This window comes from Pseudomonas versuta (assembly GCF_001294575.1).
In the GTDB taxonomy this organism is placed as follows: Bacteria; Pseudomonadota; Gammaproteobacteria; order Pseudomonadales; family Pseudomonadaceae; genus Aquipseudomonas; species Aquipseudomonas versuta.
This window is the reverse complement of the sequence record NZ_CP012676.1, coordinates 122,871-147,757: the sequence shown is the minus strand read 5'-3', so window position 1 is coordinate 147,757 and position 24,887 is coordinate 122,871. Positions and strand designations below refer to the sequence as shown.

Below are 24,887 nucleotides of genomic sequence, written 5' to 3'. Positions count from 1 at the left end.
AAAAAACGAAACCCCAAGGCTTCGCTTTTTTTACCAGAGCCCTGAGGCCTTAGTGATGTTCACGCGTGGCACGGAATTTCACATCTGGCCAACGCTCTTCCATCAATGCCAGGTTAACCCGGGTCGGAGCCAGGTAAGTCAAGTGACCACCGCCGTCAATCGCCAGGTTTTCCACAGCCTTGATCTTGAACTCTTCAAGCTTCTTCTTATCGTCGCAATCAATCCAGCGCGCCGAGTACACGGTGATCGGCTCGTAGGAGCATTCCACCTTGTATTCGCCTTTGAGGCGGCTGGCGACCACGTCGAACTGCAGCACACCCACGGCGCCCAGAATGATGTCGTTGCTGCGCTCCGGGAAGAACACCTGGGTGGCGCCTTCTTCGGCCAGTTGCTGCAAACCCTGACGCAATTGCTTGGACTTGAGCGGATCGCGCAGACGTACGCGACGGAACAGTTCCGGGGCGAAGTGCGGAATACCGGTAAAGCTCAGGCCTTCACCTTCGGTGAAGGTATCGCCGATCTGGATCGTACCGTGGTTGTGCAGACCGATGATGTCGCCTGCATAGGCCTCTTCCAGCTGCTCGCGCTCAGAGGAGAAGAACGTCAGGGCGTCACCGATGCGGATGTCTTTGCCAGTGCGCACGTGGCGCATTTTCATGCCCTTCTCGTATTTGCCCGAGCAAATACGCATAAAAGCGATACGGTCACGGTGTTTAGGGTCCATGTTCGCCTGGATCTTGAACACGAAGCCGCTGAATTTCTCTTCAGTCGGTTCAACCGTGCGCTCGTTGGCAACCCGGGGCAGCGGCTCTGGCGCCCAGTTGACCACGGCGTCGAGCACGTGATCGACACCAAAGTTGCCCAATGCCGTACCGAAGAACACAGGAGTCAGCTGGCCGTCGAGAAATTCCTGCTGGTTGAATTCATGGCAGGCGCCCTGGACCAGTTCCAGCTGATCGACAAAGCGCTGGTACTCGTCACCCAGGTGCGCGCGCGCTTCATCGGAATCGAGCTTCTCGATGATTTTGACTTCAGTGCGCTCATGGCCATGACCGGCGGTGTACACAATGATGTAGTCATCGGCCAGGTGGTAAACACCCTTGAAATCGCGGTAGCAACCAATCGGCCAGGTGATCGGCGCGGCCTTGATCTTGAGGACGGCTTCAATCTCGTCCAGCAATTCGATCGGGTCACGGATATCGCGGTCGAGTTTGTTGATAAAGCTGACGATGGGGGTGTCACGCAGGCGACAAACGTCCATCAGCGCGATGGTCCGTGGCTCAACACCCTTACCGCCATCGAGCACCATCAAGGCCGAGTCGACCGCGGTCAGAGTGCGGTAAGTATCTTCCGAGAAGTCTTCGTGGCCCGGGGTGTCGAGCAGGTTGATCATGTGGTCGCGATACGGGAACTGCATGACCGACGTGGTAATCGAAATACCCCGTTGCTTCTCCATTTCCATCCAGTCGGAGGTGGCATGGCGGTCGGACTTTCGCGATTTCACCGTACCGGCGATCGCAATCGCCTTACCCATCAGCAACAGCTTTTCAGTGATGGTGGTCTTACCCGCATCGGGGTGGGAAATAATAGCGAAAGTGCGGCGTTTCGCGACTTCGGCGGCCTGGTTGGTCATGGGAAATCGCCTGACGATTGATTCAAAAAAGGGCGCGGATTATAGCTCAAATTAGGCCCATGCAGCCACCGTTGGTGCCATGGCTCGTCGGACAAGGGTGGCAATCTGCCGTAAAAAATGTGAACCTTTTAGGCAGTGGAGGCGTCCACTCTCCTGATACGACAAACCGTCAGGTGCTGAAATATCAGCAAGTTAGCCTGACGAGGCTGCGCTAATGACAGGTGATGGCGGCGCATTTTCGCCCCCACCCGTTGCTCTTCGCGAACTCATCGTCGGCAGCCAGGAATGGCATTGCCACACGACCATGTGTTCGCCGACCAAGAAAAAAAAGGAGTCCGCCTGTGGCTAATCGCTATGGAAAAGGGCTTATAGGAGGTGTGATTGTTCTCGCACTTCTGGCCCTGTTGGTCCACTGGATCGGCATCAGCACTATCGAACACTATCAAGATGATCTGTTGTTCTACCTGCAAGCCCATCTGTACCTCGTACTCGTTTCAATGTTTGCCGCCCTCCTTGTAGGGATCCCCGCGGGCATTTTCCTCAGCCGACCAAGCATGGCCGGACGTGCGGAACGCTTCATGCAAGTCTTCAACATCGGCAACACCGTGCCACCGCTGGCCGTACTGGCCATTGCGCTTGGTTTTCTGGGGATCGGCAGCGGTCCTGCCATCTTCGCCCTGTTTCTCGCCTCGTTGCTGCCTATTGTGCGCAACACCTATGAAGGCCTGAAAAACGTTCAGGGTTCACTCAAAGAAGCCGCCGTCGGCATCGGCATGACCCCGCGCCAAGTACTCTGGCGGGTCGAAATGCCCAACGCCGTGCCCATCATCATGGGTGGCGTACGGGTCGCACTGGCGATCAACGTCGGCACCGCCCCCCTGGCGTTCCTGATCGGCGCCAACAGCCTGGGCAGCCTGATTTTCCCTGGCATCGCCCTCAACAATCAGCCGCAACTCATCCTCGGCGCAGCCTGTACCGCGCTGCTGGCATTGCTGCTCGACGGCCTGGTGATCTTCATCAGCCGCCGCTGGCTGGAACGCGGTCTACGACCTGCATAAGGTCTGGCTGAGCAAAGGAATACGCATGAAAAAATTAAGCTTGTTTTTAGGCTGCATCCTGCTGTTCGCAGGAATTGCCCAGGCCGCAGAAAAACCCCTGGTCAGGATTGGGGCGCGGGTTTTTACCGAGCAAACCCTGCTCGCTGAAATCACCTCGCAATACCTCAACAACAAGGGCTACAACGCTCAGGTAACCGGCGGGCTGGGCAGCAGCCTGGCACGCAGCGCCCAGGAGTCCGGGCAGCTGGACCTGATCTGGGAATACACCGGCGTGTCACTGGTGGCTTATAACCACGTGACCGAAAAACTCGACAGCGAGCAATCCTTCGAACGGGTCAAAGAGCTCGACGGTAAAAAAGGCCTGGTCTGGCTGCACCCGTCCAAGTTCAGCAACACCTATGCCCTGGCGCTGCCAGAAAATGTGGCCAAGGAACACCCGGAGATCAACAGCATCAGCGATCTGAACAAGGCCCTGCGCGACCCGGCGAATAAAAACGCCTTGGTGTCACTGGATACCGAGTTCGCCAATCGCTCCGACGGTTTGATTGGCATGGCCGAGCTGTATGACATGGACCTGACCCGCAAAAACATACGGCAAATGGACGCAGGTCTGGTCTATACCTCGCTGAAAAACGGCCAGGTGTTTGCCGGGCTGGTTTACACCACTGACGGTCGCCTGAGCGCTTTCAACCTCAAGCTGCTCGACGACGACAAGCATTACTTCCCGGATTACACCGCCGCTCCCGTGGTACGCAAAGCCTACCTGGACCAGCACCCGGACCTGGCTGAGCTGCTCAAGCCACTGGCGCAACTGTTTGACGACGAGACCATGCGCCAGCTCAACGCCCGGGTCGACGTTGACCACGAAAGCCCGTCTCGGGTAGCCGCAGACTTCCTGCGCCAGCACCCACAGCTTTTAGCTAACTGACCCGGAGGAAAAGACATGGAATTTCTAAACGCCTTTTCCAACATGGACTGGAATCAGGTCATGCACCTGACCCTGCAACACATTGCGCTGGTCGGGATCGCCGTAACCCTGGCCATTGTGGTTGGCGTACCGCTGGGCGTACTGATGACGCGTTTCCCGTCACTGGCCGGTCCCATGCAAGCCAGCGCCACCGTGTTGCTGACCATCCCCTCGATTGCCCTGTTCGGTCTGCTGCTGCCGTTCTATTCCAAGTTCGGCCAGGGCCTGGGCCCGATGCCCGCCATCACCGCGGTGTTCCTGTACTCACTGCTGCCGATCATGCGTAACACCTTCCTTGCCCTGACCGGCGTGGAACCGGGCATACGTGAAGCCGCCCGCGGTATCGGCATGACCTTCGCCCAGCGCCTGCGCATGGTTGAACTGCCAATCGCGGTACCGGTGATCCTGGCCGGCGTGCGCACCGCCGTGGTGATGAACATTGGTGTAATGACGATTGCCGCCACCATCGGTGCCGGCGGTCTGGGTGTACTTATTCTTGCTGCAATCAGCCGTAGCGACATGTCGATGCTGATCGTCGGCGCGGTACTGGTCAGCCTTCTGGCCATCTTCGCCGACCTGCTTTTGCAATGGCTGCAACGCACGCTGACTCCAAAAGGATTACTCAAATGATCGAACTTCAAAACCTCAGCAAGACCTTCCAAAGCAACGGCAAAGATGTAAAAGCCGTGGACTCGGTAAGCCTGACCGTCAACGAAGGCGAAATCTGCGTGTTCCTCGGGCCTTCGGGTTGCGGTAAAAGCACCACGCTGAAAATGATCAACCGCCTGATCAAGCCAACCTCCGGCAAGATCCTGATCAATGGCGAAGACACCACCGACCTTGACCCGGTCACCCTGCGCCGCAACATCGGTTATGTGATCCAGCAGATCGGTCTGTTCCCGAACATGACCATCGAGGAGAACATCACCATCGTTCCGCGCCTGCTGGGTTGGGACAAGCAAAAGTGCCATGACCGTGCCCGCGAACTGATGAGCATGATCAAACTTGAGCCCAAGCAGTACCTGACCCGCTACCCGCGTGAATTGTCGGGTGGTCAGCAACAGCGTATCGGCGTGATTCGCGCCCTGGCCGCCGACGCACCGCTGCTATTAATGGATGAGCCGTTTGGTGCGGTCGACCCGATCAACCGCGAAATGATCCAGAACGAGTTCTTCGAGATGCAGCGCGCGCTGAACAAGACCGTGATCATGGTCAGCCACGACATCGATGAAGCGATCAAGCTGGGCGATAAGATCGCCATCTTCCGCGGCGGCAAGCTGCTGCAGATGGATCACCCGGACACCCTGCTCGCCCACCCGGCCGACGACTTTGTCAGCAACTTTGTCGGTCAGGACAGCACGCTCAAACGCCTGTTGCTGGTCAAGGCCGAAGACGCGGCAGACAACGCTCCGTCGGTCAGCCCGGAAACACCGGTGGCCGAAGCACTGGAGTTGATGGACGAACTGGACCGTCGCTACGTGGTAGTCACCTGCGCCGACAACAAGGCCATGGGCTATGTACGCCGTCGCGACCTGCATCGCCAGACCGGCACGTGCGGCCAGTTTCTGCGCGAATTCACCGCCACCGCAGCATCGGACGAACACTTGCGCATCCTGCTGTCGCGCATGTACGAGTTCAACCGCTCGTGGTTGCCGGTAATGGATGCAGAACGGGTATTCCTCGGCGAAGTGACCCAGGAATCCATCGCGGCCTACTTGAGTTCCGGCCGCTCGCGCGGGGCCAAGACCAGCATTGTTTCGCCGGCTGATATTGCTGTGGCCTAAACATCCGATCCTGTGGGAGCCTGGCTTGCCGGCGATGCAAACAACGCGGTTTTACTGACAGACCGTGCAGATGCCATCGCTGGCAAGCCAGGCTCCCACAGCAGGGCACCGCTCATCGCTCCCCTCCAAATCCCCTCCTGCGGGAACATCACTCCGTCATCAAGGTCGGTTACTTAAATAGCCGATATTGAGTCCCCGACGAACTCGTGCAAAACGCGACATTTTTTGTTGATCAATGCGCAATCACGCCCTAAAGTTCGCGCCGAACATCCATGCTGGAAACGATCCATCCGGCTCAAGTACTGACGACGAGACAGCAAGGTCCATTTACCTTATTTGCTTTCGGCGGACATGCCTTGGGAAGTAGGCGAACCAAAGTGGGGATACGGAGGATGTTCAGTTGCGCCCATTTATTTATGACGTTTGCCACTAGGAGTCCCTCAGCATGTCGATTCAGGTCGAAGACTATTACGCGCGCGATACCTTCAATAAAATGAAGGCCTTTGCCGACACCCAGGAAACCCCGTTCGTGGTGATCGACACCGCCATGATCAGCAAGGCTTACGATGACCTTCGCGCGGGCTTTGAATTTGCCAAGGTGTACTACGCGGTCAAGGCCAACCCGGCAGTCGAAATCATCGACCTGCTGCGCGACAAGGGCTCAAGCTTCGACATCGCGTCGATCTATGAACTGGACAAAGTGATGGATCGGGGCGTGTCCCCGGATCGCATCAGCTACGGCAACACCATCAAGAAGTCCAAGGACATTCGCTACTTCTACGACAAAGGCGTACGCCTGTTCTCCACTGACTCCGAAGCCGACCTGCGCAACATTGCCAAGGCCGCCCCGGGTTCGAAAATCTACGTGCGCATCCTCACCGAAGGCTCGACGACGGCTGACTGGCCGCTGTCGCGCAAATTCGGCTGCCAGACCGATATGGCCATGGACCTGCTGATCCTGGCCCGCGACCTGGGCCTGGTGCCTTACGGTATTTCGTTCCACGTGGGCTCGCAGCAACGCGACATCAGCGTGTGGGACGCGGCTATCGCCAAGGTCAAAGTGATCTTCGAACGCCTCAAGGAAGAAGACGGCATTGTTCTCAAGCTGATCAACATGGGCGGTGGCTTCCCGGCCAACTACATCACCCGCACCAACAGCCTGGAAACCTACGCTGAAGAAATCATCCGTTTCCTGAAGGAAGACTTCGGTGACGACCTGCCGGAAATCATCCTCGAGCCAGGCCGTTCGCTGATCGCCAACGCCGGTATTCTGGTCAGTGAAGTGGTACTGGTTGCGCGTAAATCGCGTACCGCCGTCGAGCGTTGGGTATACACCGACGTGGGCAAATTCTCGGGCCTGATCGAAACCATGGACGAAGCCATCAAGTTTCCGATCTGGACTGAAAAGAAAGGCGAGATGGAAGAAGTCGTCATTGCCGGCCCGACCTGCGACAGCGCCGACATCATGTATGAAAACTACAAATACGGCCTGCCACTGAACCTGGCTATCGGTGATCGCCTGTACTGGCTTTCTACCGGTGCTTACACCACCAGCTACAGCGCAGTTGAATTCAATGGCTTCCCGCCGCTGAAATCGTTCTACCTGTAAACGCAGCCCATAAAAAGCCCATGACCTGTCATGGGCTTTTTTGTGCCTGCCACCTGTAGGAGCGAGCTTGCTCGCGAGCTGTTCAAGGGCTCGCGAGCAAGCTCGCGCCTACAAAATCTCGGCCGCCCGCTGCTGGTAAGCCGTGGCCAGTGCCCGGATTTGCGGGTGCCGGGCATTCAACAAGGTCACGCTCGCAACCTTGAGAAATTTGAGGTTGCCTCCTGCCAGCGCGCGCTCAAACCAGAACAGTGCCTGGTCAATATTCCCCGACTCGGCCAGCACCGAGGCATGGCTGAATTGACCGCGAAAGTCACCGCCTTCAGCCGAACGCCGGTACCACAGGCATGCCGCCTCTATATCAGCGGGGCAATGCACGCCCTCCTCCAGGTAACGCCCCAGCAAGTTCATCGATTTGGCATGCCCCAACTGCGCCGCCCGGGCGTAATAACGCTGAGCTGTGATCTGGTCTTGCGCCACGCCACGCCCGGTGGCCAGCAAGTTGGCGTAGTTGTACATCGCCCAGTCCAGCCCGGCTTCAGCGGCCTGGCGATATTCCAGGCTGGCCAGGGTCAAATCAACCGGCCCGCCCCAGCCATGCTCCCAGCACCGACCCAGCATGTTGCGCGCCATCAGGTGATCTGCATTGGCGGCAATCTGGAACCAGCGCCGGGCCAGGGCCGGGTCGCGCTCAATCCCCTGACCATCGAGCAGAATCTGCCCCAGCAATGCCTGACCGTCGACGATGCCTTGGCGGGCCGCGAGCAAAATCGCCTGCGCCGCACGCGCCGGGTTCTCAGCGAGCATGGCTTTGAGTTGCTCACCGTCGAGCACTTCTTCACGACGCAATTGAAAAGGCATCCCTAGACCTCGGCCCAGCGGCGCAACAGGTTGTGATAAGTGCCCGTGAGCTGGATCAGCGAGGGGTGGTCTGGTACGTCGCGGGTCAGTTGCTGAATGGCGTTATCCATTTCAAACAGCAGCGTGCGCTGGCTGTCTTCGCGCACCAGGCTCTGGGTCCAGAAGAACGACGCATAGCGTGCGCCACGGGTGACAGCATTGACCTTGTGCAGGCTGGTTCCCGGGTACAGCACCATATCGCCTGCAGGCAATTTGACCTGCTGCACACCGTAGGTGTCCTGGATCACCAGCTCGCCACCTTCATAGTCCTCGGGGTCGCTGAAAAACAGGGTGGCCGACAAGTCAGTTCGCACTCGCTCAGGGCTGCCCTTGGGCTGGCGCACGGCGTTGTCGATATGGAAGTCGAAACTGCCGCCGCCGGTATAGCAATTGACCAGCGGCGGGAAGACCTTGTGCGGCAAGGCTGCCGACATGAACAACGGGGTTTTCCACAGTCGCTCAATCATTGCCGCGCCAATCTCCTGCGCCAACGGATGCCCTTCGGGCAACTGCAGGTTGTGCTTGGCCTTGGCGGACTGGAAGCCGGCGGTGATTTTGCCGTCGGCCCACTCGGTCTGCTCCAGTGCCTCGCGGATGCGCCGCACTTCTTCACGGGAAAACAAGCCGGGAATATGCAACAGCATGGCGCGCTACCTGATAGCAAAGGGGTGGCAATGGTATTGATTCTTATTGATTGTGTAAAACCCTGTTAAGGCACGCGTAGACGAATGAGTGTGAAAAAACCGTAAAGGGTAATTGTAAAGATTGTAAATTTAGCGCTAATAGTAATCGATCTCAATTGATACAAGGAATTGTTTGCACTATATTTCGCGGCTCAAATTCTGGGGGAAGGGATCTTCACATGTCGCGCCAACTTATAAAAATACCGGTCAGCTCACCGCGTTTACTGGCTTCGGCTATTGGTGTCGCGATTACCGCGACCTCTGCAGCCCATATGGCCCAGGCCGCCGAAAGCACTGACAGCAAAGCACAGGGCAACAGTATTTCCCTGGGCGCGACCACGGTTTCAGGCGAGCAAACCGAGCAGTCCTATCAGATCGAAAAAGCCGACTCCCCGAAGTACACCGCCCCCCTGATTGATACGCCCCGCTCGATCACAATCATTCCGCAACAGCTGATCAAGGACACCGCCGCGACTTCCCTGCAAGATGCGCTGCGCACCGTTCCAGGCATTACCTTCGGCGCAGGTGAAGGCGGCAACCCCCAAGGCGACCGTCCGTTCATTCGCGGCTTTGACGCCCAGGGCGACACCTACCTGGACGGCGTGCGCGATACCGGCGCCCAGACCCGCGAGATTTTCGCAGTCGAGTCCATTGAAGTCGCCAAAGGTCCTAACTCGGCCTTCGGCGGTCGCGGCGCAGCCGGCGGCACCATCAACATGGTCAGCAAAAAAGCCCACTTGGGTAATTCGTTTGACGGCGGCTACACCTGGGGCTCGGACCAGACCCAACGCTATACCCTGGACGGTAACTACCAGTTCAGCGATACCGTTGCCGGTCGTCTGAACCTGATGAGCCACGAAAGCAATGTGGCCGGTCGTGACCAGGTCAATTACGACCGCTGGGGCATCGCCCCTTCGTTGGCGTTTGGCCTGGGCACCGATACCCGCGTCAACGTCGATTACTACCACATGGAAAGCAACGACCTGCCGGACTCGGGCATTCCTTACGGTTTCTCGGTGGGTAAAACCCATACCGCAGCCAGCCCGGACAAACCCAACAACGGTGGCGACAGCAGCAATTTTTACGGCCTGAAAGATCGTGACTTCCGCAAAACCCGCGCCGACATCACGACCCTTTCGTTCGAGCATGACTTCAGCGAAGACCTGCACATCAAGAACACCCTGCGCCACGGCAACACCTTGCAGGACTACATCCTCACCCAGCCGGACGACAGCAAAGGCAACGTCAACAACGGCAGCGTCTGGCGCCGGGCCAACACCCGCGTGAGCAACACCGCCACCACCACCAACCAGACCGATCTGTTTGGTGACGTGTATATCGCCGGATTCAAAAACAGCTACTCCACCGGTATCGAACTCAGCCGCGAGACCAACAGCAAGTCGTCCTACACCGTCAACACCAGCACCACTCCGGGCACCGCTGGCGGTACGAGCTGCACCCCGGGCATGATCGGTGCTCCAAGCGACTGGAACTGCACATCGCTGGGCAACCCGAACCCGAATGACCCGTGGAACGGCTCGATCGCCCGCAACTATGCCGGCACTGACAGCGCCAACACCACGCGCGCCATTTATGCGATGGACACGCTGGAACTGACCCCCGAGTGGCTGCTGAACATGGGCCTGCGTTACGACCACTTCGAGACCAAGTACAAGTCCTATACGGCCGCTGGAGCAACCACCTACAAAGGCTCCGACACCAGCGATTTCTTCTCCGGTCAACTCGGCCTGGTGTGGAAAGTCCAGCCTAACGGCAGCATCTACGTGTCTTACGCCACCTCGGCGACCCCGCCGGGCGCGATGCTGGACAGCAATGAAACCAACCCGTTGGGTGGCACCCCGGATCGCACCGGCAAGATTCTGGCTAGCGACATGGAACCGGAAGAAACCACCAACTATGAGCTCGGTACCAAGTGGGATGTGTTCAATGACCGCCTCTCCCTGACCGCCGCCATCTTCCGCACCGAAAAAGAAAACACCCGGGTGCAGACAGACGCTGACACTTACGAAAACGCCGGTAAAACCCGCGTCGACGGCATCGAGTTGTCTGCCTCCGGTAAAATCACCGAGCAATGGCAGGTATTTGCCGGCTACACCTATCTGGACGGCAAGCAGCGCGATGGCGGCCCTTTGAACAAAGCCACCGATGGCAACCAATTGCCTAACACCCCGAAAAACAGCGCCAGCCTGTGGACCACTTATGCCATCACACCCAAGCTGACCATCGGTGGCGGTGCGTTCTACGTGGATGAAGTCTTCGGTAACGTCGCCAACTCGACTTACGTTCCGGCTTACACCCGCTACGACGCAATGGCCAGCTACAAGCTGACCAAAAACGTTGATCTGCAACTGAACGTGCAAAACCTGACCGACAAGACTTACTACGACAAAGCCTTTTCGACCCACTTCGCCAACCAGGCGGCGGGCCGGACAGCCCTGTTGACCACCAGCGTTCATTTCTGATGCCAACGTAGCCATGATCACGGGTGGGAGCTGGCTTGCCAGCGATGGAATCACTGCGATCCAGGAGCAGCACCTTGTCGCTCGCATCGCTGGCAAGCCAGCTCCCACAGAAAAGATGCAACACGCTGGCGACCGCATTCCTTGATTTGCCGGCATGAGCTAAAAGCCCCGTCCATTTATGGCCGGGGCTTTTGTGCGCAAGACCACGGGCCAAAACCCGAAATAGACGAACACGGCAAACTGCGCCGTGAAGCATTCCATTGAGCGAGCAAGGCGGTCGTCGTGTTTAAAAAAACACTGTTTCAGCTGCACTGGTTTTTCGGCATAACCGCCGGATTGATCCTGGCCCTGATGGGCTTTACCGGTGCGACGGTATCGTTTCAGGACGAACTGCTGAGTTTGCTCAACCCTACGGTGCTCAAGGTCGAAAAACTCGACAGCGGCACCCTGCCACCGGCCGAGCTGGTGCGCAGGGTCGAGGCCACCGAGGGCAAACAGGTGTCGATGCTGTGGGTCGCAGTGGGCAGTGACGACGCCGCGCGGATCTTCTTCACCCCGCCTGCAGGCGAACGCCGTGGCCAACTGCGCTATGTCGACCCTTACACCGGCACCTATCAGGGCGACGCCAGCGGCCAGGGCTTCTTCGACCTGATGCTGCAACTGCACCGCTTCCTGGCCATCGGCCAAACCGGTCGCCAGATCACCGGCGCCTGCACCCTGATGCTGATATTTTTCTGCCTCTCGGGCTTGTACCTGCGCTGGCCGCGCCAGGCACTGAACTGGCGCACCTGGCTGACCCTGGACTGGGCAAAAAAAGGCCGCAGCTTTAACTGGGACCTGCATTCCGTAGCAGGCACCTGGTGCATGATTTTTTACCTGCTGGCCGCCCTGACCGGCTTGTCGTGGTCCTACGAGTGGTACAACAAAGGCCTGCAAAAACTGTTCTCGGACTCACCCAACAGCCAACAACGCAAAGGCGGTCGCGGTCAGCCCGGCCCCGCAGGACCGGCCCCGGTTGCCGATTACGATGCTATCTGGGCCACTATCCAGCAGGCGGCCGGGCCACAACTGAGTATGTACAACGTGCGGATGCCGCCGGTGGCCGGGCAGCCGGCCACGGTTTTTTATCTGCGCAGCGACTCACCCCATGAGCGCGCCTTCAACCAGATCGTGCTCGACCCGGTCTCTGGCGCGATCAAAAAACACGAGCGCTACGCTGACAAAAGCTACAAAGCGCAATTGCTGACCAGCATTTACGCGCTCCACGTGGGCAGTTACTGGGGCATTGCCGGGCGCATTCTGGTGACCATCGCCAGCCTCTGCATGCCGTTGTTCTTTATTACCGGCTGGTTGCTGTACCTGGACCGACGCCGTAAAAAACGTCAGATCAAACAGGCCCGTCAGGGGTTTGCCGCGCCAGACAGCGATGCGTCGTCCTGGCTGATCGGCTTTGCCAGCCAGAGCGGTTTTGCCGAACAGTTGGCGTGGCAGACCGCCGGGCAATTACAGGCCGCCGGTTTACCGGTGCGGGTGCAACCGTTGGCGACTGTCAGCGAACAGGACTTGCAGCAGGCCAGCAATGCACTGTTTGTAGTCAGCACTTTTGGTGATGGCGAAGCCCCCGACAGCGCCCGTGGCTTTGAACGCAAAATTCTGGGCCAGCCTTTAGGCCTGAGCCAGCTCAATTATTCGGTGCTGGCGCTGGGAGACAGTCAATACCCGCACTTCTGCGGATTTGCGACCCGGGTACAGCAATGGCTGAGCGAGCGTGGCGCGCAATCGCTGTTCAGCCCGGTCCAGGTCGACAGTGGCGACCCGCAAGCGCTGCATCACTGGCAGCAGCAGCTCGGCCAACTGACCGGAGGGGCGCCGAGCGCCAACTGGCAGGCCCCGGGTTACAACAACTGGACCCTTGAGCAACGCCAACTGCTCAACCCGGGCAGCAGCGGCGCCGGGGTTTACCTGCTGGGACTCAAAGCCCCCCGTGCCAGCGACTCATGGCAGGCAGGTGATCTGGTCGAAGTCATGCCTAGGCAATCGCCTGCAGCGATTGAACATTTTCTGCAAGGTCTGGGGTTGTCCGCCGAGACACAGGTACAGCTTGACGGTCTGCAGGAATCCCTGGCCCAGGCTTTAGGCGGGCGCCAGCTACCGGACAGTCGCGGGCATCTGGTGGGCATGCATGCTCAGGCCTTGGTCGACGCCCTGATCCCTTTGCAGATGCGTGAATACTCCATTGCCTCGATCCCCGATGACGGCCTGCTGCAATTGATCGTGCGTCAGGAACGCCATGCCGATGGCAGCCTGGGCCTGGGTTCGGGCTGGCTGACGGCACATGCAAATCCGGGTTCTGCCATCAGCCTGCGGGTGCGCCGCAACAGTGGATTCCATCTGCCCGCCGAACCTTGCCCGCTGATTTTGCTGGGCAATGGCACGGGGCTGGCGGGGCTGCGCAGCTTGCTCAAGGCGCGCATTGCCAATGGCCAGCAGCCTAACTGGTTGTTGTTTGGTGAGCGCAATGCCGCCCACGACTTCTACTGCCGCGATGAACTGCAGGGCTGGATGGCCAGTGGTGATCTGGCGCGGCTGGATCTGGCGTTTTCACGGGACCAGGCGCACAAAGTGTATGTGCAGGACCGCTTGCGCGAATCCGCAGACGAAGTACGTCGATGGCTGGCAGACGGTGCCGCTATTTATATCTGCGGCAGCCTGCAAGGGATGGCGGCGGGCGTGGACCAGGTCTTGATCGACATGCTGGGCGAGCAAGCGCTGCAAGCATTGATCGAGCAAGGGCGTTATCGGCGGGATGTGTATTAAACCAGATGCCAAACACCCTGTAGGCGCGAGCTTGCTCGCGAGATGTTCGAGGGCTCGCGAGCTCTCCTACAGGGAGTCAAGGCCTCAGGCCTTGGCTGTCTCCAGCGCCATTTCCGCCGGTTCCGGTCGTTTGATCACTGCATACACCACTGCCGTGACCAGGCTACCGGCCACAATCGCCAGCAAGTACAGCAGCGCATGGTTGATCGCATTCGGGATCAGCAGCACGAACAAGCCACCGTGCGGCGCCATCAGCTTGCAGCCGAAGTACATCGACAGTGCACCGGTCAAGGCCCCGCCCAGAATGCTCGCCGGAATCACCCGCAACGGGTCTTTGGCGGCGAACGGAATCGCACCTTCGGAGATAAAGCACAGCCCCAGCACCAGCGCGGCTTTACCCGCCTCGCGCTCGGTCTGGGCAAACTTGCGACGGGCAATAAAGGTCGCAATCCCAAGGCCGATAGGCGGCACCATACCCGCCGCCATTGTTGCCGCCATCGGGGCATAACTCTGCGAGGCCAGCAGCCCCACCGAAAAAGCGTAGGCCGCCTTGTTGATCGGGCCGCCCAGGTCGACGCACATCATCGCGCCCAGCAATACGCCCAGCAAAATGGCGTTGGTGGTGCCCATGCTGTCGAGGAAGTGGGTCAGGCCTTCGAGCATGCCGGCCACAGGTTTGCCAACCACATAGATCATTACCAACCCGGTAAACAGGCTGGCAAACAACGGGATGATCAGGATCGGCTTGAGCGCCTCCAGGCTTTGCGGCAGTCGCGCATAGCGGTTGATCCCCTTGGCGCAATAACCGGCGATAAATCCGGCAATGATCCCGCCAATAAACCCGGCACCCAGGGTGCTGGCCAGCAGTCCGCCAATCATCCCCGGCGCCAGGCCTGGACGGTCGGCAATCGAGTAGGCGATGTAGCCCGCAAGCAATGGCACCATCAGTTTGAACGCTGCGTCACCACCGATCTGCATCAGTGCTGCCGCCAGTGTTCCGGGCTCTTTATAGGCCGTGATCCCGAATACAAAGGACAGGGCAATCAGCAAACCGCCCGCCACCACCATCGGCAGCATGAACGAAACGCCGGTCAGCAAGTGCTTGTAGACTCCGGTTTTCTCTTGCTTGACCGGGGCAGAACCGCCCGCCGCTGCAGTCTCTTCCCGGCCTTCGCTCAAGGCTTTGTTCAGTGTGGCTTCGGCTTGCTTGAGGGCAATACCGGTGCCGCAGCGGTAAATCTTCTTGCCGGCAAAACGCTCGGTCGGCACTTCGATATCTGCCGCCAGCAATACCACGTCGGCCTCGCTGATAGCCTGCGCGCTCAGGGGGTTGCGCGCCCCCACCGAACCCTGGGTTTCAACCTGCAGCTCGTAGCCCAAACGCTTGGCCGCCTGCTGCAAGGCTTCGGCCGCCATAAAGGTGTGCGCCACCCCGGTCGGGCACGCGGTGATGGCAACGATTTTCGGAGCATGCTGCGGGCTCTGAGCCACCGTCGAGACAGGCGCCGCGACATACACCTCGGCTTCTTGTGCACCGCGCAGCAGTATCGCTTCTACATCCTGCAGGGCCTGGGCCGGAGTGCTCTGGAACACGCGTTTGCCGATGAAGCGCTGCATGTCCAGCGGTGTACTGCTGACTACCAGAACCCACTGCGCTTCGTCGATGGTTGCCTTCGACAGCTGGCGTTCCGGATGTTTGGGGTCATGCACTTCAACGCTGGTGCTCCAGCCCTGACGTTGCGCCGCTGCATCCAGCAAACGGGCGCACAGTACGCTGGTAACCATGCCGTTGGGGCAGCCCGTCACAATGGCTAATTTCATGTGCAGTCCTCTTATTCTTTTGTCAGGGGGCAAACGCTGACGCCGCTTTCAAGCGTCGCCAGGTGCACCGCATCGCTGATGCCAAAACCGATTTGAGTGACCGCCATCGCGCCAATGGCGGTGGCAGTGCGCAAAGTCTGTTCGGGGGGTGGCCGCTGAGCAGGCCGTGCAGCATCCCCGCCAGCAGTGAATCGCCGGCACCCACGGTGCTGGCGACACGAACCTTGGGCGGCAGCGCCTTGAGGGCAAATGCCGGGTTGAACCAGTTCACCCCTTCAGCGCCGTGGGAAATCACCACATGCTCAACGCCCTGGGCCTGCAGTTGCTCGGCCGCAGCGACCTGCGCCTCAAGGCTGGCGATGTCGTGCCCCAGCGCGGCGCTGAGCTCTTCGGTATTGGGTTTGATCAGCCAGGGGCCCGCGCTCAAGCCTTGCTTCAAGGCTTCGCCACTGGTGTCCAGGACTACTTTCAGGCCACGGGATTTCAGACGTCGCACCAGTTCACATAACCACTGCGCACTGATGCCCCGGGGCAAGCTGCCAGCGACCACCACCGCGTCATGGCCAACAGCAATCTGATCGAGCTTGTCGAGCAAAGCTTGCTGCGCCAGCTCACTGACCAGCGGCCCCGGCCCATTGAGGTCGGTCACGCGGCCATCGTCTTCGGCCAGTTTGATGTTGTTGCGGGTTTCACCGGGTACACGGATAAATGCATCGGCAAACCCACGACTGACAAACAACGCGTTGAACGCCGATTGATTGTCTTCACCGAGAAAACCGCTGACGGTGACGGTGTGGCCCAGATCGGCCAGCACCTGGGCAACGTTCACGCCCTTGCCCGCGGCATGGGTCAGCAGCGCCTGACTGCGATTAACTTCGCCCGGGTGCAGATGCGCCAGGCGTACGGTCAAGTCCAGGGCCGGGTTAAGGGTGACGGTCAGGATTCGGGCCATCAGAGCGCCTCCACCAAGGCCCGGACTTCGTCCGGGCTGCCAACGCTCAAGGCCTGAGTGGCCAGGGTCTTGAGGCGCTCCATGCTCAATTCGCGAACCCGCGCCTTGACCTCTGGAATACTGCGCGCAGACACGCTCAACTCATCCACACCCAGGCCGACCAGTACCGGCACCGCCAGCGGATCGGCCGCCAGCTCGCCGCACACACCGACCCATTTGCCATGGGCATGGGCGGCACGCACGGTGATGTCGATCAGTTGCAGCACTGCCGGGTGCAAGCCGTCAGCCTGTGCCGACAGGGTCGGGTGGCCACGGTCGATGGCCAGGGTGTACTGGGTCAGGTCGTTGGTACCGACGCTGAAAAAGTCCACTTCCTTGGCCAGTACCGGGGCCAGCAACGCGGCCGACGGCACCTCAATCATGATCCCCAGTTGCAAGTCAGCCACCGGGATTTCCAGGCGCAGACGTTCGGTCATGTCGCGGGCTGCGCGCCATTCGGCCACGCTGCCAACCATCGGAAACATGATGCGCAGCGGGCGGTTGTCGGCCGAGCGCAACAAGGCGCGCAACTGGCTTTCCATGATGTGCGGACGTTGCAACGTGAGTCGAATGCCCCGCACACCGAGAAACGGGTTTTCTTCTTTCTCGATCGGCCAGTACGGCAGCGGTTTGTCGCCGCCAACGTCCAGGGTACGGACCACCAAAGGGCGTCCGCCCAGGCCATCGAGGACCCGCCGGTATTCGGCTTCCTGGGTTGCTTCGTCCGGCGCCTGGGTGTGCGCCATGAAAATCAGCTCGGTGCGCAGCAGGCCAATGCCCTCGGCGCCCTGCTCGACCGCACTGGCAACACCTTTGCTTTCGCCGATGTTGGCAAACACTTCGACCGCATGCCCGTCCAGAGTAACGGCCAGTTCGTGACGTTGCTTGGAAGCAGCCTCCAGGCGCTGTTCGCGGTTGTCACGCTCAGAAGTGGCGCGCTGCAAGGCGTCGGCATCCGGCGCAACATGCAGGCGACCCCGCTGGCCATCAATCAATAGTTGAGTGCCAGGCGCCAGCAGCAACACCGCTTCGCCAGCCCCGACCAAGGCCGGAATCCCCAAGGCCCGGGCCACAATCGCGCTGTGTGCGGTGGCTCCGCCGCGGGCAGTCAAAATGCCTGCGACCCGCGCCGGGTCAAGGCGCGCCACATCAGACGGGCCCACTTCGTCCATTACCAGCACGTAGGGTTGATCCGGCTCGGCCGGCGTTTCCACGCCACACAACTGCGCCAGTACACGACGGCCAATGTCACGCAGATCCGCCGCGCGCTCGGCCAGCAATGCATCCTGCAATGACTCTTGCTGACGTGCCGCCGCCTCGATCACCGCCATCCAGGCCGCTTCGGCGCTTTCGCCCTGCTTGAGCCGGGTATCGACTTCGTCGGTCAGTTCCGGGTCGTCGAGCATTTCCTGATGGGTGATGAAAATTTCCCGAATCGCCTTGGACTGGCTGCGCTGAATCAGGCCTTCGATATCCTGGCGCACTTCGCCCAAGGCTTTTTGCAGACGTTCTCGTTCAATCGCCGCCGATTCGCCACGCAGTGGGTAGTCGAGGCTTTGCAGCACTTGAATGTGCGCAGGGCCGATGGCGATCCCGGGCGCAGCGGCGATGGCCTGGATCACGCTACCGTCAGCGGGTGCGGTGATCAGCGTGGCGATTTCGGCCACCACTGGCGCTGACTCGGCCAGGATCGGCAACGGCTCGACCTCTTCGCCCAAGCCTTCTTCAATGGCCGCCAATATGGCCGGCAATGCATCGCCGGCAATGCCCGGCTCGGCGACAAATTCCAGTACCTGGCCGCGACGTGCGCCCAGGCTGAGCAATTTACTCAGGCTCTTGGCCGAAACCGCCGACTCCTGGCCATCAACAATTCGTACGCGAATTTCGCCATCAAAGCTCTTCGCCAATTGCGCCAGTATTTTGGCCGGGCGCGCATGCAAACCGTGGGCGTTGGCCAGGGTGATGCGGGCACTCGGCCAGTCGGCAGGCAACTCGCCACCCAGCACTTCCAGTACTGCACGACTGCTGGTAGCACGCCCCAGTTCATGGCCACGACCTTCAATCAGCAGCGCGCACAAACGCTCAAGCAATGCCTGATGGGCCTCCCCCAGGCTGGCCAGGCAGAACAGCCCGCTGAGGGGCTGGCCCAGATAGCGCATCGGTTTGTCCGGGGTAACGAACGCCAGGCCCGGACGCTTGACCGTCTGCTCGCTGTGCAACCACCACAGGCCATCGCCCAGCGGCAATGCATCCACTTGTTGCAGCACCGCAGCAAAGCCATTGCTCACACAGTCGGCCTGACGCAACAGACGTGCACCACGCCATACCAGTTCTTCGAAGTCATCAGCGGACACGCCGAGGCTGATCATCTGGGCATCCAGTGCCAGTTCTTGTGGCGCCCCCTGGAGCAGCTTGAGCAAGGCTTCGGCGGAGCTGGCCCGGCGCAATGCCTGGCCCAGATCGGTTTCGCCCAGTGCCCGGGTCAGCAATTGCAGCAAGCGCAAATGCTCGTCGGACTTGGCCGCAATGCCAATCGCCAGGTACACGATTTGACCATCGCCCCAGTCGACTCCCTCCGGGAACTGCAACAAACGCACGCCCGTGGCATGCACCAGGTCGCGGGTTTCAGGTGTGCCGTGGGGGATGGCAATACCCTGACCCAAGAAGGTCGAGCCCTGAGCCTCACGCGCCTGCAAGCCCTTCAGATAACCTTCGGCGACCAAACCATCAGCGACCAGCTTATCGGCGAGCAGTTGCAGCGCTGCAGACTTGTCCACAGCCGTTTGGCCCATGGAAATCTGCTCTATGGTGAGCTCGAGCATGCGTTCTCCTTTTCCGGCGCTCTGTGGCACCAGGTATTGTTTTGAATTAAGTCAGCGTAGATCGCTCCCCCCCGTGAGGCGTGAGTCAATGTATGGCAAGCACATTGCACTCAGGGGTAGAGGTCCATTAAAAACGCCTGCTGAAACGTTTAATCAAGAATGCCCGGCACGTTACTGCATAATCGCTCGCGCTTGAAGCCCCAACCTGTCGCATTGATCAATGCACGGAGGGCGATATTGCAAATAAACCAGCTGCAAACAAGGCAGACGAAGATCGACTGCCTTTATCGGTTAGGATTGGCCAAAATGTCGACATGTACTACAAAAAATAAGGAATTTTCGGCGTGAAGCTCAGTGATATCGCTCATCTGGCAGGTGTTTCCGTGACCACCGCCAGCTACGTCATCAATGGTAAGGCCGAACAGCAGCGCATCAGCAGCAGCACGGTCGAGCGCGTCCGCGCGGTGGTCGAGGAGCATGGCTTTACTCCCAACCCGCAAGCCGCCGGGTTGCGTAGCCGACACACGCGCACCCTGGGCTTTGTCCTTCCGGACCTCGAAAACCCGAGTTATGCGCGCCTGGCCAAGCAACTCGAACAAGGGGCGCGTGCCCGCGGCTATCAATTGCTGATTGCCAGCTCGGACGATGCCCCGGACAGTGAGCGCCAGTTGCTCAAGCTGTTTCGTGCGCGCCGTTGCGACGCCCTGTTCGTCGCCAGTTGCTTGCCCGCCGCCGATGACAGTTATCGCAAGTTGCAAGACCTGGGGATTCCGATCATTGCGATTGACCGGACCCTGGAGCCCTCGCGCTTTTGCTCGGTCATCAGTGATGACTGCGAAGCCAGCCTGCAATTGACCCGCAGCTTGTTGCAGCCCATACCGCGGCAGATTGCCTTGATCGGCGCACGCCCCGAGCTGAGTATCAGCCAGGCCCGGGCAGCCGGTTTCAAGCAGGCCCTTGAGGATTTCGACGGCGAAATCCTGATTGAGCACGGCTCCGCCTTCAGCCGCGAATGCGGCCGCGGGATCATCGATGACCTGCTGGCCCGTCAGGGGCACTTTCCCGAGGCGCTGATCACCACCTCCTACGTTCTGCTGCAAGGGATGTTCGATGCATTGCTGGAGCACCCGAGCCAGCGTCCGCCGCTGCGCCTGGCCACTTTTGGCGACACTCAACTGCTGGACTTCCTGCCATTGCCGGTCAATGCCATGGGCCAGCAACATAAACTGATTGCCGAAAAAGCCCTGGACCTGGCCGTCGCGGCCATTGAACAGCAGCTGTATGAACCCGGCATTCATGCCATTGCCCGCGTGTTTAAACAGCGCATTCATCAGGCCTGAGCATGCAGTTGATAGACAGCCATACCCACCTCGACTTCCCGGACTTTGATGCCGACCGCGTGCAGTTACTGGCACGCAGCCGAGCAATGGGGGTTGAGCGGATGGTGGTGCTTGGGGTCTATCAGAGTAATTGGCAGCGATTGTGGGATCTGGTGCAAACCGACCGCCAGCTATATGCAGCCTTTGGTTTGCATCCGGTGTACGTCGACCAGCATCGACCTGAACACGTGAGTGAACTGGGGGAATGGTTGAACCGCCTTGCGGGGCACCCCCAGCTATGCGCGGTGGGCGAAATCGGCCTCGACTTCTTCCTCCCCGAACTCGACCGTGACGCTCAACAACAGCTGTTTGAAGCGCAGTTGAAACTGGCGTCCGACTTTCAGCTGCCCGCCCTGCTCCATGTTCGACGCAGCCATGCGCAGGTGATTGCCACCCTAAAGCGTTTTCGGCTGCAACGCGGCGGAATCATTCATGCGTTTGCAGGTAGCCGCGAAGAAGCGCGTGAATACATCAAGCTGGGGTTCAAGCTGGGACTGGGGGGCGCGGCGACATGGCCACAGGCATTGCGCCTGCGCAAAGTGATTGCCGACCTGACGCTGGACTCAATCGTGCTGGAAACCGACTCGCCCGACATGGCCCCTGCCATGTACCCCAACCAGCGCAACAGCCCTGAGCATTTGCCGGATATTTGCCGGGCATTGGCCGACGTGATGAACCTGCGCCCGGAGCAGCTGGCCGAGGCTTCTACGGCCAATGCCTGTGAGGTGTTTGGCTGGGCACTGCCTCTGTAGGAGCGAGTTTGCCCGCTCCTGGAGAATTTTTAGCGGGCATCAGAGCAACAACGTCCATACCGCAAAACCTGCATACCACAGCACGGCAGCCCGCAGCAGCAACGCCCACAGGGTGTCGAGGCTGGCGACGCCTTCGGGCCCGGCCTGGGGAGCAGGAATTTCGGCGGCGGCACAACCGGCCTTATTGATCAACTGTTGGGCGCTGATGTCCCAGCTCAGCAGCTCATGCAGCATTACCCGGGTGACAGCGGCAAAGTTGCCCACCAGTGCAAAACTCGCCCCCAGCAACCGAACCGGCAACCAGTCAAACGCGTGACGCAGTTGCTGTGCCCGCTCGACCAGTTCCGGGTTCCTGCCATGCTCGGCAGCCAGCGCCAGCAAGCGGTAGCTCAAGGCCGCCACCGGCCCCAGCAGGAAGTACCAGAAAATCACGGCGAAGAAGCTTTGATACGCTTGCCACAACAAATGGCTCTGCACCTTTTCGAGCAACTGCTCGCCACTGTCGGCCGTTTCGCCCAGGTCGCGCTCGGCAACATGGGCGCAGGCCTGCAAGTCGCCACGGCGCCAGGCATCACGAAAGGGGCCGAGCCCGGCCAGCAAGTCCCCTCGCCCCAGGCTGTAAATCACCACCAGCAGGTGCACCGGCAGTGCCAGCAAACCATAAGCCACAGGTTGCAGTACCCACAGCAACAGCCCCAGTACAGCTACCGGGAACAGAATCAGGATCGCCAGGACCCACCACGGCTTGTGACCAAGCGTCGGGCCGGACTCCAGCTTGTGCAGTTCGCGCAACCAGCCGCTATCTCTCTGAAGACGCTGACGCAAGCCCGAGAGTTTCTCGACCAGGATCGCCAGCAGTAACACCACAAAACTCATTGCATCTCTCCTGTGTGCTGCAACGCGTCGCGAAAACGCGTCCAGTCAAAAGCCGGGCCCGGGTCAGTCTTGCGCCCGGGAGCCACGTCACTGTGGCCACATATGCGCTGCAGGGTTATGGCAGAGAAAGCCGCCTGCAATTGCCGGGTTAACCCGATCAGCGCCTGATATTGCGCATCACTGAACGGGAGGTCATCGGTGCCTTCAAGCTCAATCCCCAACGAAAAATCATTGCAGGCCTCACGTCCCTCGAAGCTCGAGACACCTGCATGCCATGCACGATCAAGACAGGACACAAACTGAGTGATTTTGCCGTCACGTTCAATCAGAAAGTGCGCACTTACCCGTAGTTCGATGATGCCTTCAAAGTAGGGGTGTTCTGTGGCGTCCAGGCGATTCTGGAAAAACTCCTGAACCTTGCCGGTTGCGAACTGCCCCGGCGGCAAGCTGATGTTGTGAATAACCAGCAAGGAGATTTCGCCGTGAGGGCGCGCATTGAAGTTGGGTGACGGACAGTGAGACACGCCTTGGCACCAACCGCTCGCGGGGTCCAGCTGCATACAGGCTCCTTCAACGACCAAAACGAAAGGCCCAGTATGCCGCGATGCGCAAACCTGTGTGGAGCAATCTGTAGTGCGACGGTCTGCTGCGCGCCGGATTAACCCAGGCTATCAATGACCGAAGCCAGCGCCCGGTCGAACAACAGGCTGTCATCGAGTAGCAAAATCGTGCCGCACCGCAGTTGGCGAATTAAATCGGCACGGTTTATTTCCAGGGTTTTTATGCCGCTTCGATTGGCAAAAACATACCTGCCCTCAGGCTCCACTATCACGATCAGCTTGCAGCGCAGGTGCAAGCCATCTTGCTGATCGATCCAGGTGCCGATACGCAACTGGCTGACCAGCAGCAGCCCCAAATGGTCCTGCTCGTCGAACACCGCCATGGGCAGTGACGGCGCCAGCCATGGCCGGATTGCCTGCATCTGGCGGCTTAGCGCCCGTTCGTCTTTGCGGATGTGTTGTTCAAACAACTCAACTTGCTCTTGTTCAGCCTGGGTGAACATCAAAAATTCGTGCAGCAATGATTCAAGCAGACCGGGGTGGTGGCCCGAGTAACCGGCCAGCTGCTGAACTACGTGACTGATCTGCAGGTGCAGCGGATCACTGGCGCAATCGACACTGGAGTCCCAACCGATGGCGGCAGCTGCGATGACATTGAGCAAGCGGCGAGCCGGATGGCTATCACAGCTGAAAAAGTTCTGATCCAGCTGCGCAATCTTGAGCATCGGTTGCTGTAACTGCCCGATGAGCTTTTTTAATGGCGTCGACAGGTTGCGATCGCCGCCAATGTATTCAAATAACAGCCCCACCAGGTTGCTCGCGTACTCACTTTGTGCCGGCAGTTCCCGGGTATCGTCCGTGTGTTTTGGGGAGCAGCAGGAGGTTGCGGATGACAGGTCGGGCAGCACCCCGGTGGCGATCAGCAACTGGTTGGCATCGGCATACAGTTGTTCGGTATGACTGAGCAGATACTTTTCAAACAGTTGCAGCATGATCAACTTGACCTTGAGCTCCATGCCCTGATCACGCTCGGCCTGCAAAAAATATTCGCACAGCATCGCGGGCCCAAGAGGGTTGTTCTGCTCATTGAGCGCTACCCGGCTCAAAGTAGTGAGGCGTGCACTGAGGTGACACAGAGCCAGCTGATCGCGGATCAATACCTGGGCCACCATGGCATTGATTGACTGGGCGCGTTCAAGGTCGTTGCCCAACAACGAAAACACGCCCTGCGCGGGCGTTGCCATGAGCAGCGTGGAGTCACTGACATCGGCTCGGGTCAACCTGATAAACGCGTACAGCAACCGCTCAAGAAAACTGCGCTCGATGTTTTTGCGCTTCAGGCGCACATCGCGCATGGCTTCAAAGAACAGGCTTTGCTCTGCGTCGCTGCGGGCCTTGTCGGCCATGTCGAACAGGGTCGCGTCCGCGTTGTCGAACAGCACTTGCAACTGGGATTTGAGCTGCTGCGCGGCCTTGTCATGCACCTGCAACAGGATCACAGGCAGGCGGGCGAGAGGCGAGTGAATCGCGAGCTCGGCTGAGGGTCTGTGTACGCCCCCCGCTTTCCCGTCATTTTGCATCCTGGCCTCCAGTGATGGACGTCAAAGTCATGACGCCAAATAGAAGGCGGATTATCTTGTAAAAGATGTCGCTTGTGCCAGCAGACTCTGCATTTACGCCGCCAGGCCGCCGAATTAATCGCCAAAGTGCCAAAAGACGCACAATTGCAGGCAAAGACCCGGGACGCAGTGCACA

Annotated in this window: 17 protein-coding genes and 1 pseudogene; 9 read left to right on the top strand and 9 right to left on the bottom strand. The window is 59.4% G+C overall.

The features are described from left to right. Positions 1-49 precede the first annotated feature (49 nt). Entirely contained in the window at positions 50-1,633 is a 1,584-nt protein-coding gene (locus tag AOC04_RS00685; protein WP_060690705.1) for a peptide chain release factor 3, read from the bottom strand. A gap of 341 nt (positions 1,634-1,974) precedes the next feature. Between AOC04_RS00685 and AOC04_RS00680 the strand changes: the two genes are divergently transcribed. The 5 genes from AOC04_RS00680 (at position 1,975) to AOC04_RS00660 (ending at position 7,051) form a co-directional block, all read left to right on the top strand. Beyond that, a complete protein-coding gene (locus AOC04_RS00680; RefSeq protein WP_029612199.1) occupies positions 1,975-2,691 on the top strand; it encodes an ABC transporter permease in 717 nt (238 codons plus the stop codon). Between the two features lie 25 nt (positions 2,692-2,716). Continuing rightward, positions 2,717-3,619, top strand: coding sequence for a glycine betaine ABC transporter substrate-binding protein (locus AOC04_RS00675; RefSeq protein ID WP_060690704.1), 903 nt, complete (start codon positions 2,717-2,719; stop codon positions 3,617-3,619). Positions 3,620-3,634: 15 nt separating this feature from the next. Beyond that, complete coding sequence (locus AOC04_RS00670) at positions 3,635-4,288, top strand: ABC transporter permease (RefSeq protein ID WP_003443798.1); 654 nt, start codon at positions 3,635-3,637, stop codon at positions 4,286-4,288. Next, positions 4,285-5,442, top strand: a complete 1,158-nt coding sequence (locus tag AOC04_RS00665) for an osmoprotectant ABC transporter ATP-binding protein OsmV (RefSeq protein ID WP_060690703.1) — start codon at positions 4,285-4,287, stop codon at positions 5,440-5,442. The genes AOC04_RS00670 and AOC04_RS00665 overlap by 4 nt, the downstream gene beginning before the upstream one ends. A 445-nt stretch (positions 5,443-5,887) precedes the next feature. Next, positions 5,888-7,051, top strand: a complete 1,164-nt coding sequence (locus AOC04_RS00660; RefSeq protein ID WP_060690702.1) for a type III PLP-dependent enzyme — start codon at positions 5,888-5,890, stop codon at positions 7,049-7,051. 108 nt (positions 7,052-7,159) lie between these two features. Here the strand turns inward: AOC04_RS00660 and AOC04_RS00655 are convergent, their stop codons facing one another. Together AOC04_RS00655 and AOC04_RS00650 are read right to left on the bottom strand one after the other, a co-directional pair. Next, positions 7,160-7,909 carry a tetratricopeptide repeat protein gene (locus tag AOC04_RS00655; RefSeq protein ID WP_060690701.1) on the bottom strand — a complete coding sequence of 250 codons (750 nt, stop codon included), beginning with the start codon at positions 7,907-7,909 and terminating at the stop codon, positions 7,160-7,162. A gap of 2 nt (positions 7,910-7,911) precedes the next feature. Beyond that, positions 7,912-8,592, bottom strand: coding sequence for a Fe2+-dependent dioxygenase (locus AOC04_RS00650; RefSeq protein WP_060690700.1), 681 nt, complete (start codon positions 8,590-8,592; stop codon positions 7,912-7,914). Positions 8,593-8,810: 218 nt separating this feature from the next. Between AOC04_RS00650 and AOC04_RS00645 the strand changes: the two genes are divergently transcribed. Together AOC04_RS00645 and AOC04_RS00640 are read left to right on the top strand one after the other, a co-directional pair. Beyond that, complete coding sequence (locus tag AOC04_RS00645) at positions 8,811-11,114, top strand: TonB-dependent receptor (protein WP_060690699.1); 2,304 nt, start codon at positions 8,811-8,813, stop codon at positions 11,112-11,114. Between the two features lie 282 nt (positions 11,115-11,396). Then, a complete protein-coding gene (locus AOC04_RS00640) occupies positions 11,397-13,931 on the top strand; it encodes a PepSY domain-containing protein (protein ID WP_060690698.1) in 2,535 nt (844 codons plus the stop codon). A gap of 84 nt (positions 13,932-14,015) precedes the next feature. On the opposite strand, the gene AOC04_RS00635 is transcribed toward AOC04_RS00640, so the two are convergent. From AOC04_RS00635 to ptsP, 3 genes and pseudogenes are all read right to left on the bottom strand, one after another. Next, the gene (locus AOC04_RS00635; protein WP_060690697.1) at positions 14,016-15,752 is read right to left on the bottom strand and encodes a PTS fructose-like transporter subunit IIB; all 1,737 of its coding nucleotides are present in this window, start codon (positions 15,750-15,752) and stop codon (positions 14,016-14,018) included. 11 nt (positions 15,753-15,763) lie between these two features. Next, positions 15,764-16,704: pseudogene (gene pfkB / locus AOC04_RS00630) on the bottom strand (1-phosphofructokinase). Beyond that, positions 16,704-19,565, bottom strand: coding sequence for a phosphoenolpyruvate--protein phosphotransferase (gene ptsP / locus AOC04_RS00625; RefSeq protein WP_060690696.1), 2,862 nt, complete (start codon positions 19,563-19,565; stop codon positions 16,704-16,706). Before ptsP ends, pfkB begins: the two are co-directional and overlap by 1 nt. Positions 19,566-19,909: 344 nt before the next feature. Here ptsP and cra point away from each other — a divergent pair, with 344 nt between their 5' ends. Together cra and AOC04_RS00615 are read left to right on the top strand one after the other, a co-directional pair. Then, entirely contained in the window at positions 19,910-20,905 is a 996-nt protein-coding gene (cra, locus tag AOC04_RS00620) for a catabolite repressor/activator (protein ID WP_060690695.1), read from the top strand. Positions 20,906-20,907: 2 nt separating this feature from the next. Next, complete coding sequence (locus tag AOC04_RS00615) at positions 20,908-21,696, top strand: TatD family hydrolase (RefSeq protein ID WP_060690694.1); 789 nt, start codon at positions 20,908-20,910, stop codon at positions 21,694-21,696. Between the two features lie 39 nt (positions 21,697-21,735). Here the strand turns inward: AOC04_RS00615 and ampE are convergent, their stop codons facing one another. The 3 genes from ampE to AOC04_RS00600 form a co-directional block, all read right to left on the bottom strand. Then, complete coding sequence (gene ampE, locus AOC04_RS00610; RefSeq protein WP_060690693.1) at positions 21,736-22,572, bottom strand: regulatory signaling modulator protein AmpE; 837 nt, start codon at positions 22,570-22,572, stop codon at positions 21,736-21,738. Beyond that, positions 22,569-23,132, bottom strand: a complete 564-nt coding sequence (ampD, locus tag AOC04_RS00605; protein ID WP_060690692.1) for a 1,6-anhydro-N-acetylmuramyl-L-alanine amidase AmpD — start codon at positions 23,130-23,132, stop codon at positions 22,569-22,571. Before ampD ends, ampE begins: the two co-directional genes overlap by 4 nt. A gap of 98 nt (positions 23,133-23,230) precedes the next feature. Continuing rightward, on the bottom strand, positions 23,231-24,712 hold the full coding sequence (locus AOC04_RS00600; protein ID WP_060690691.1) for a DUF1631 family protein: 1,482 nt from the start codon (positions 24,710-24,712) through the stop codon (positions 23,231-23,233). Positions 24,713-24,887 lie beyond the last annotated feature (175 nt).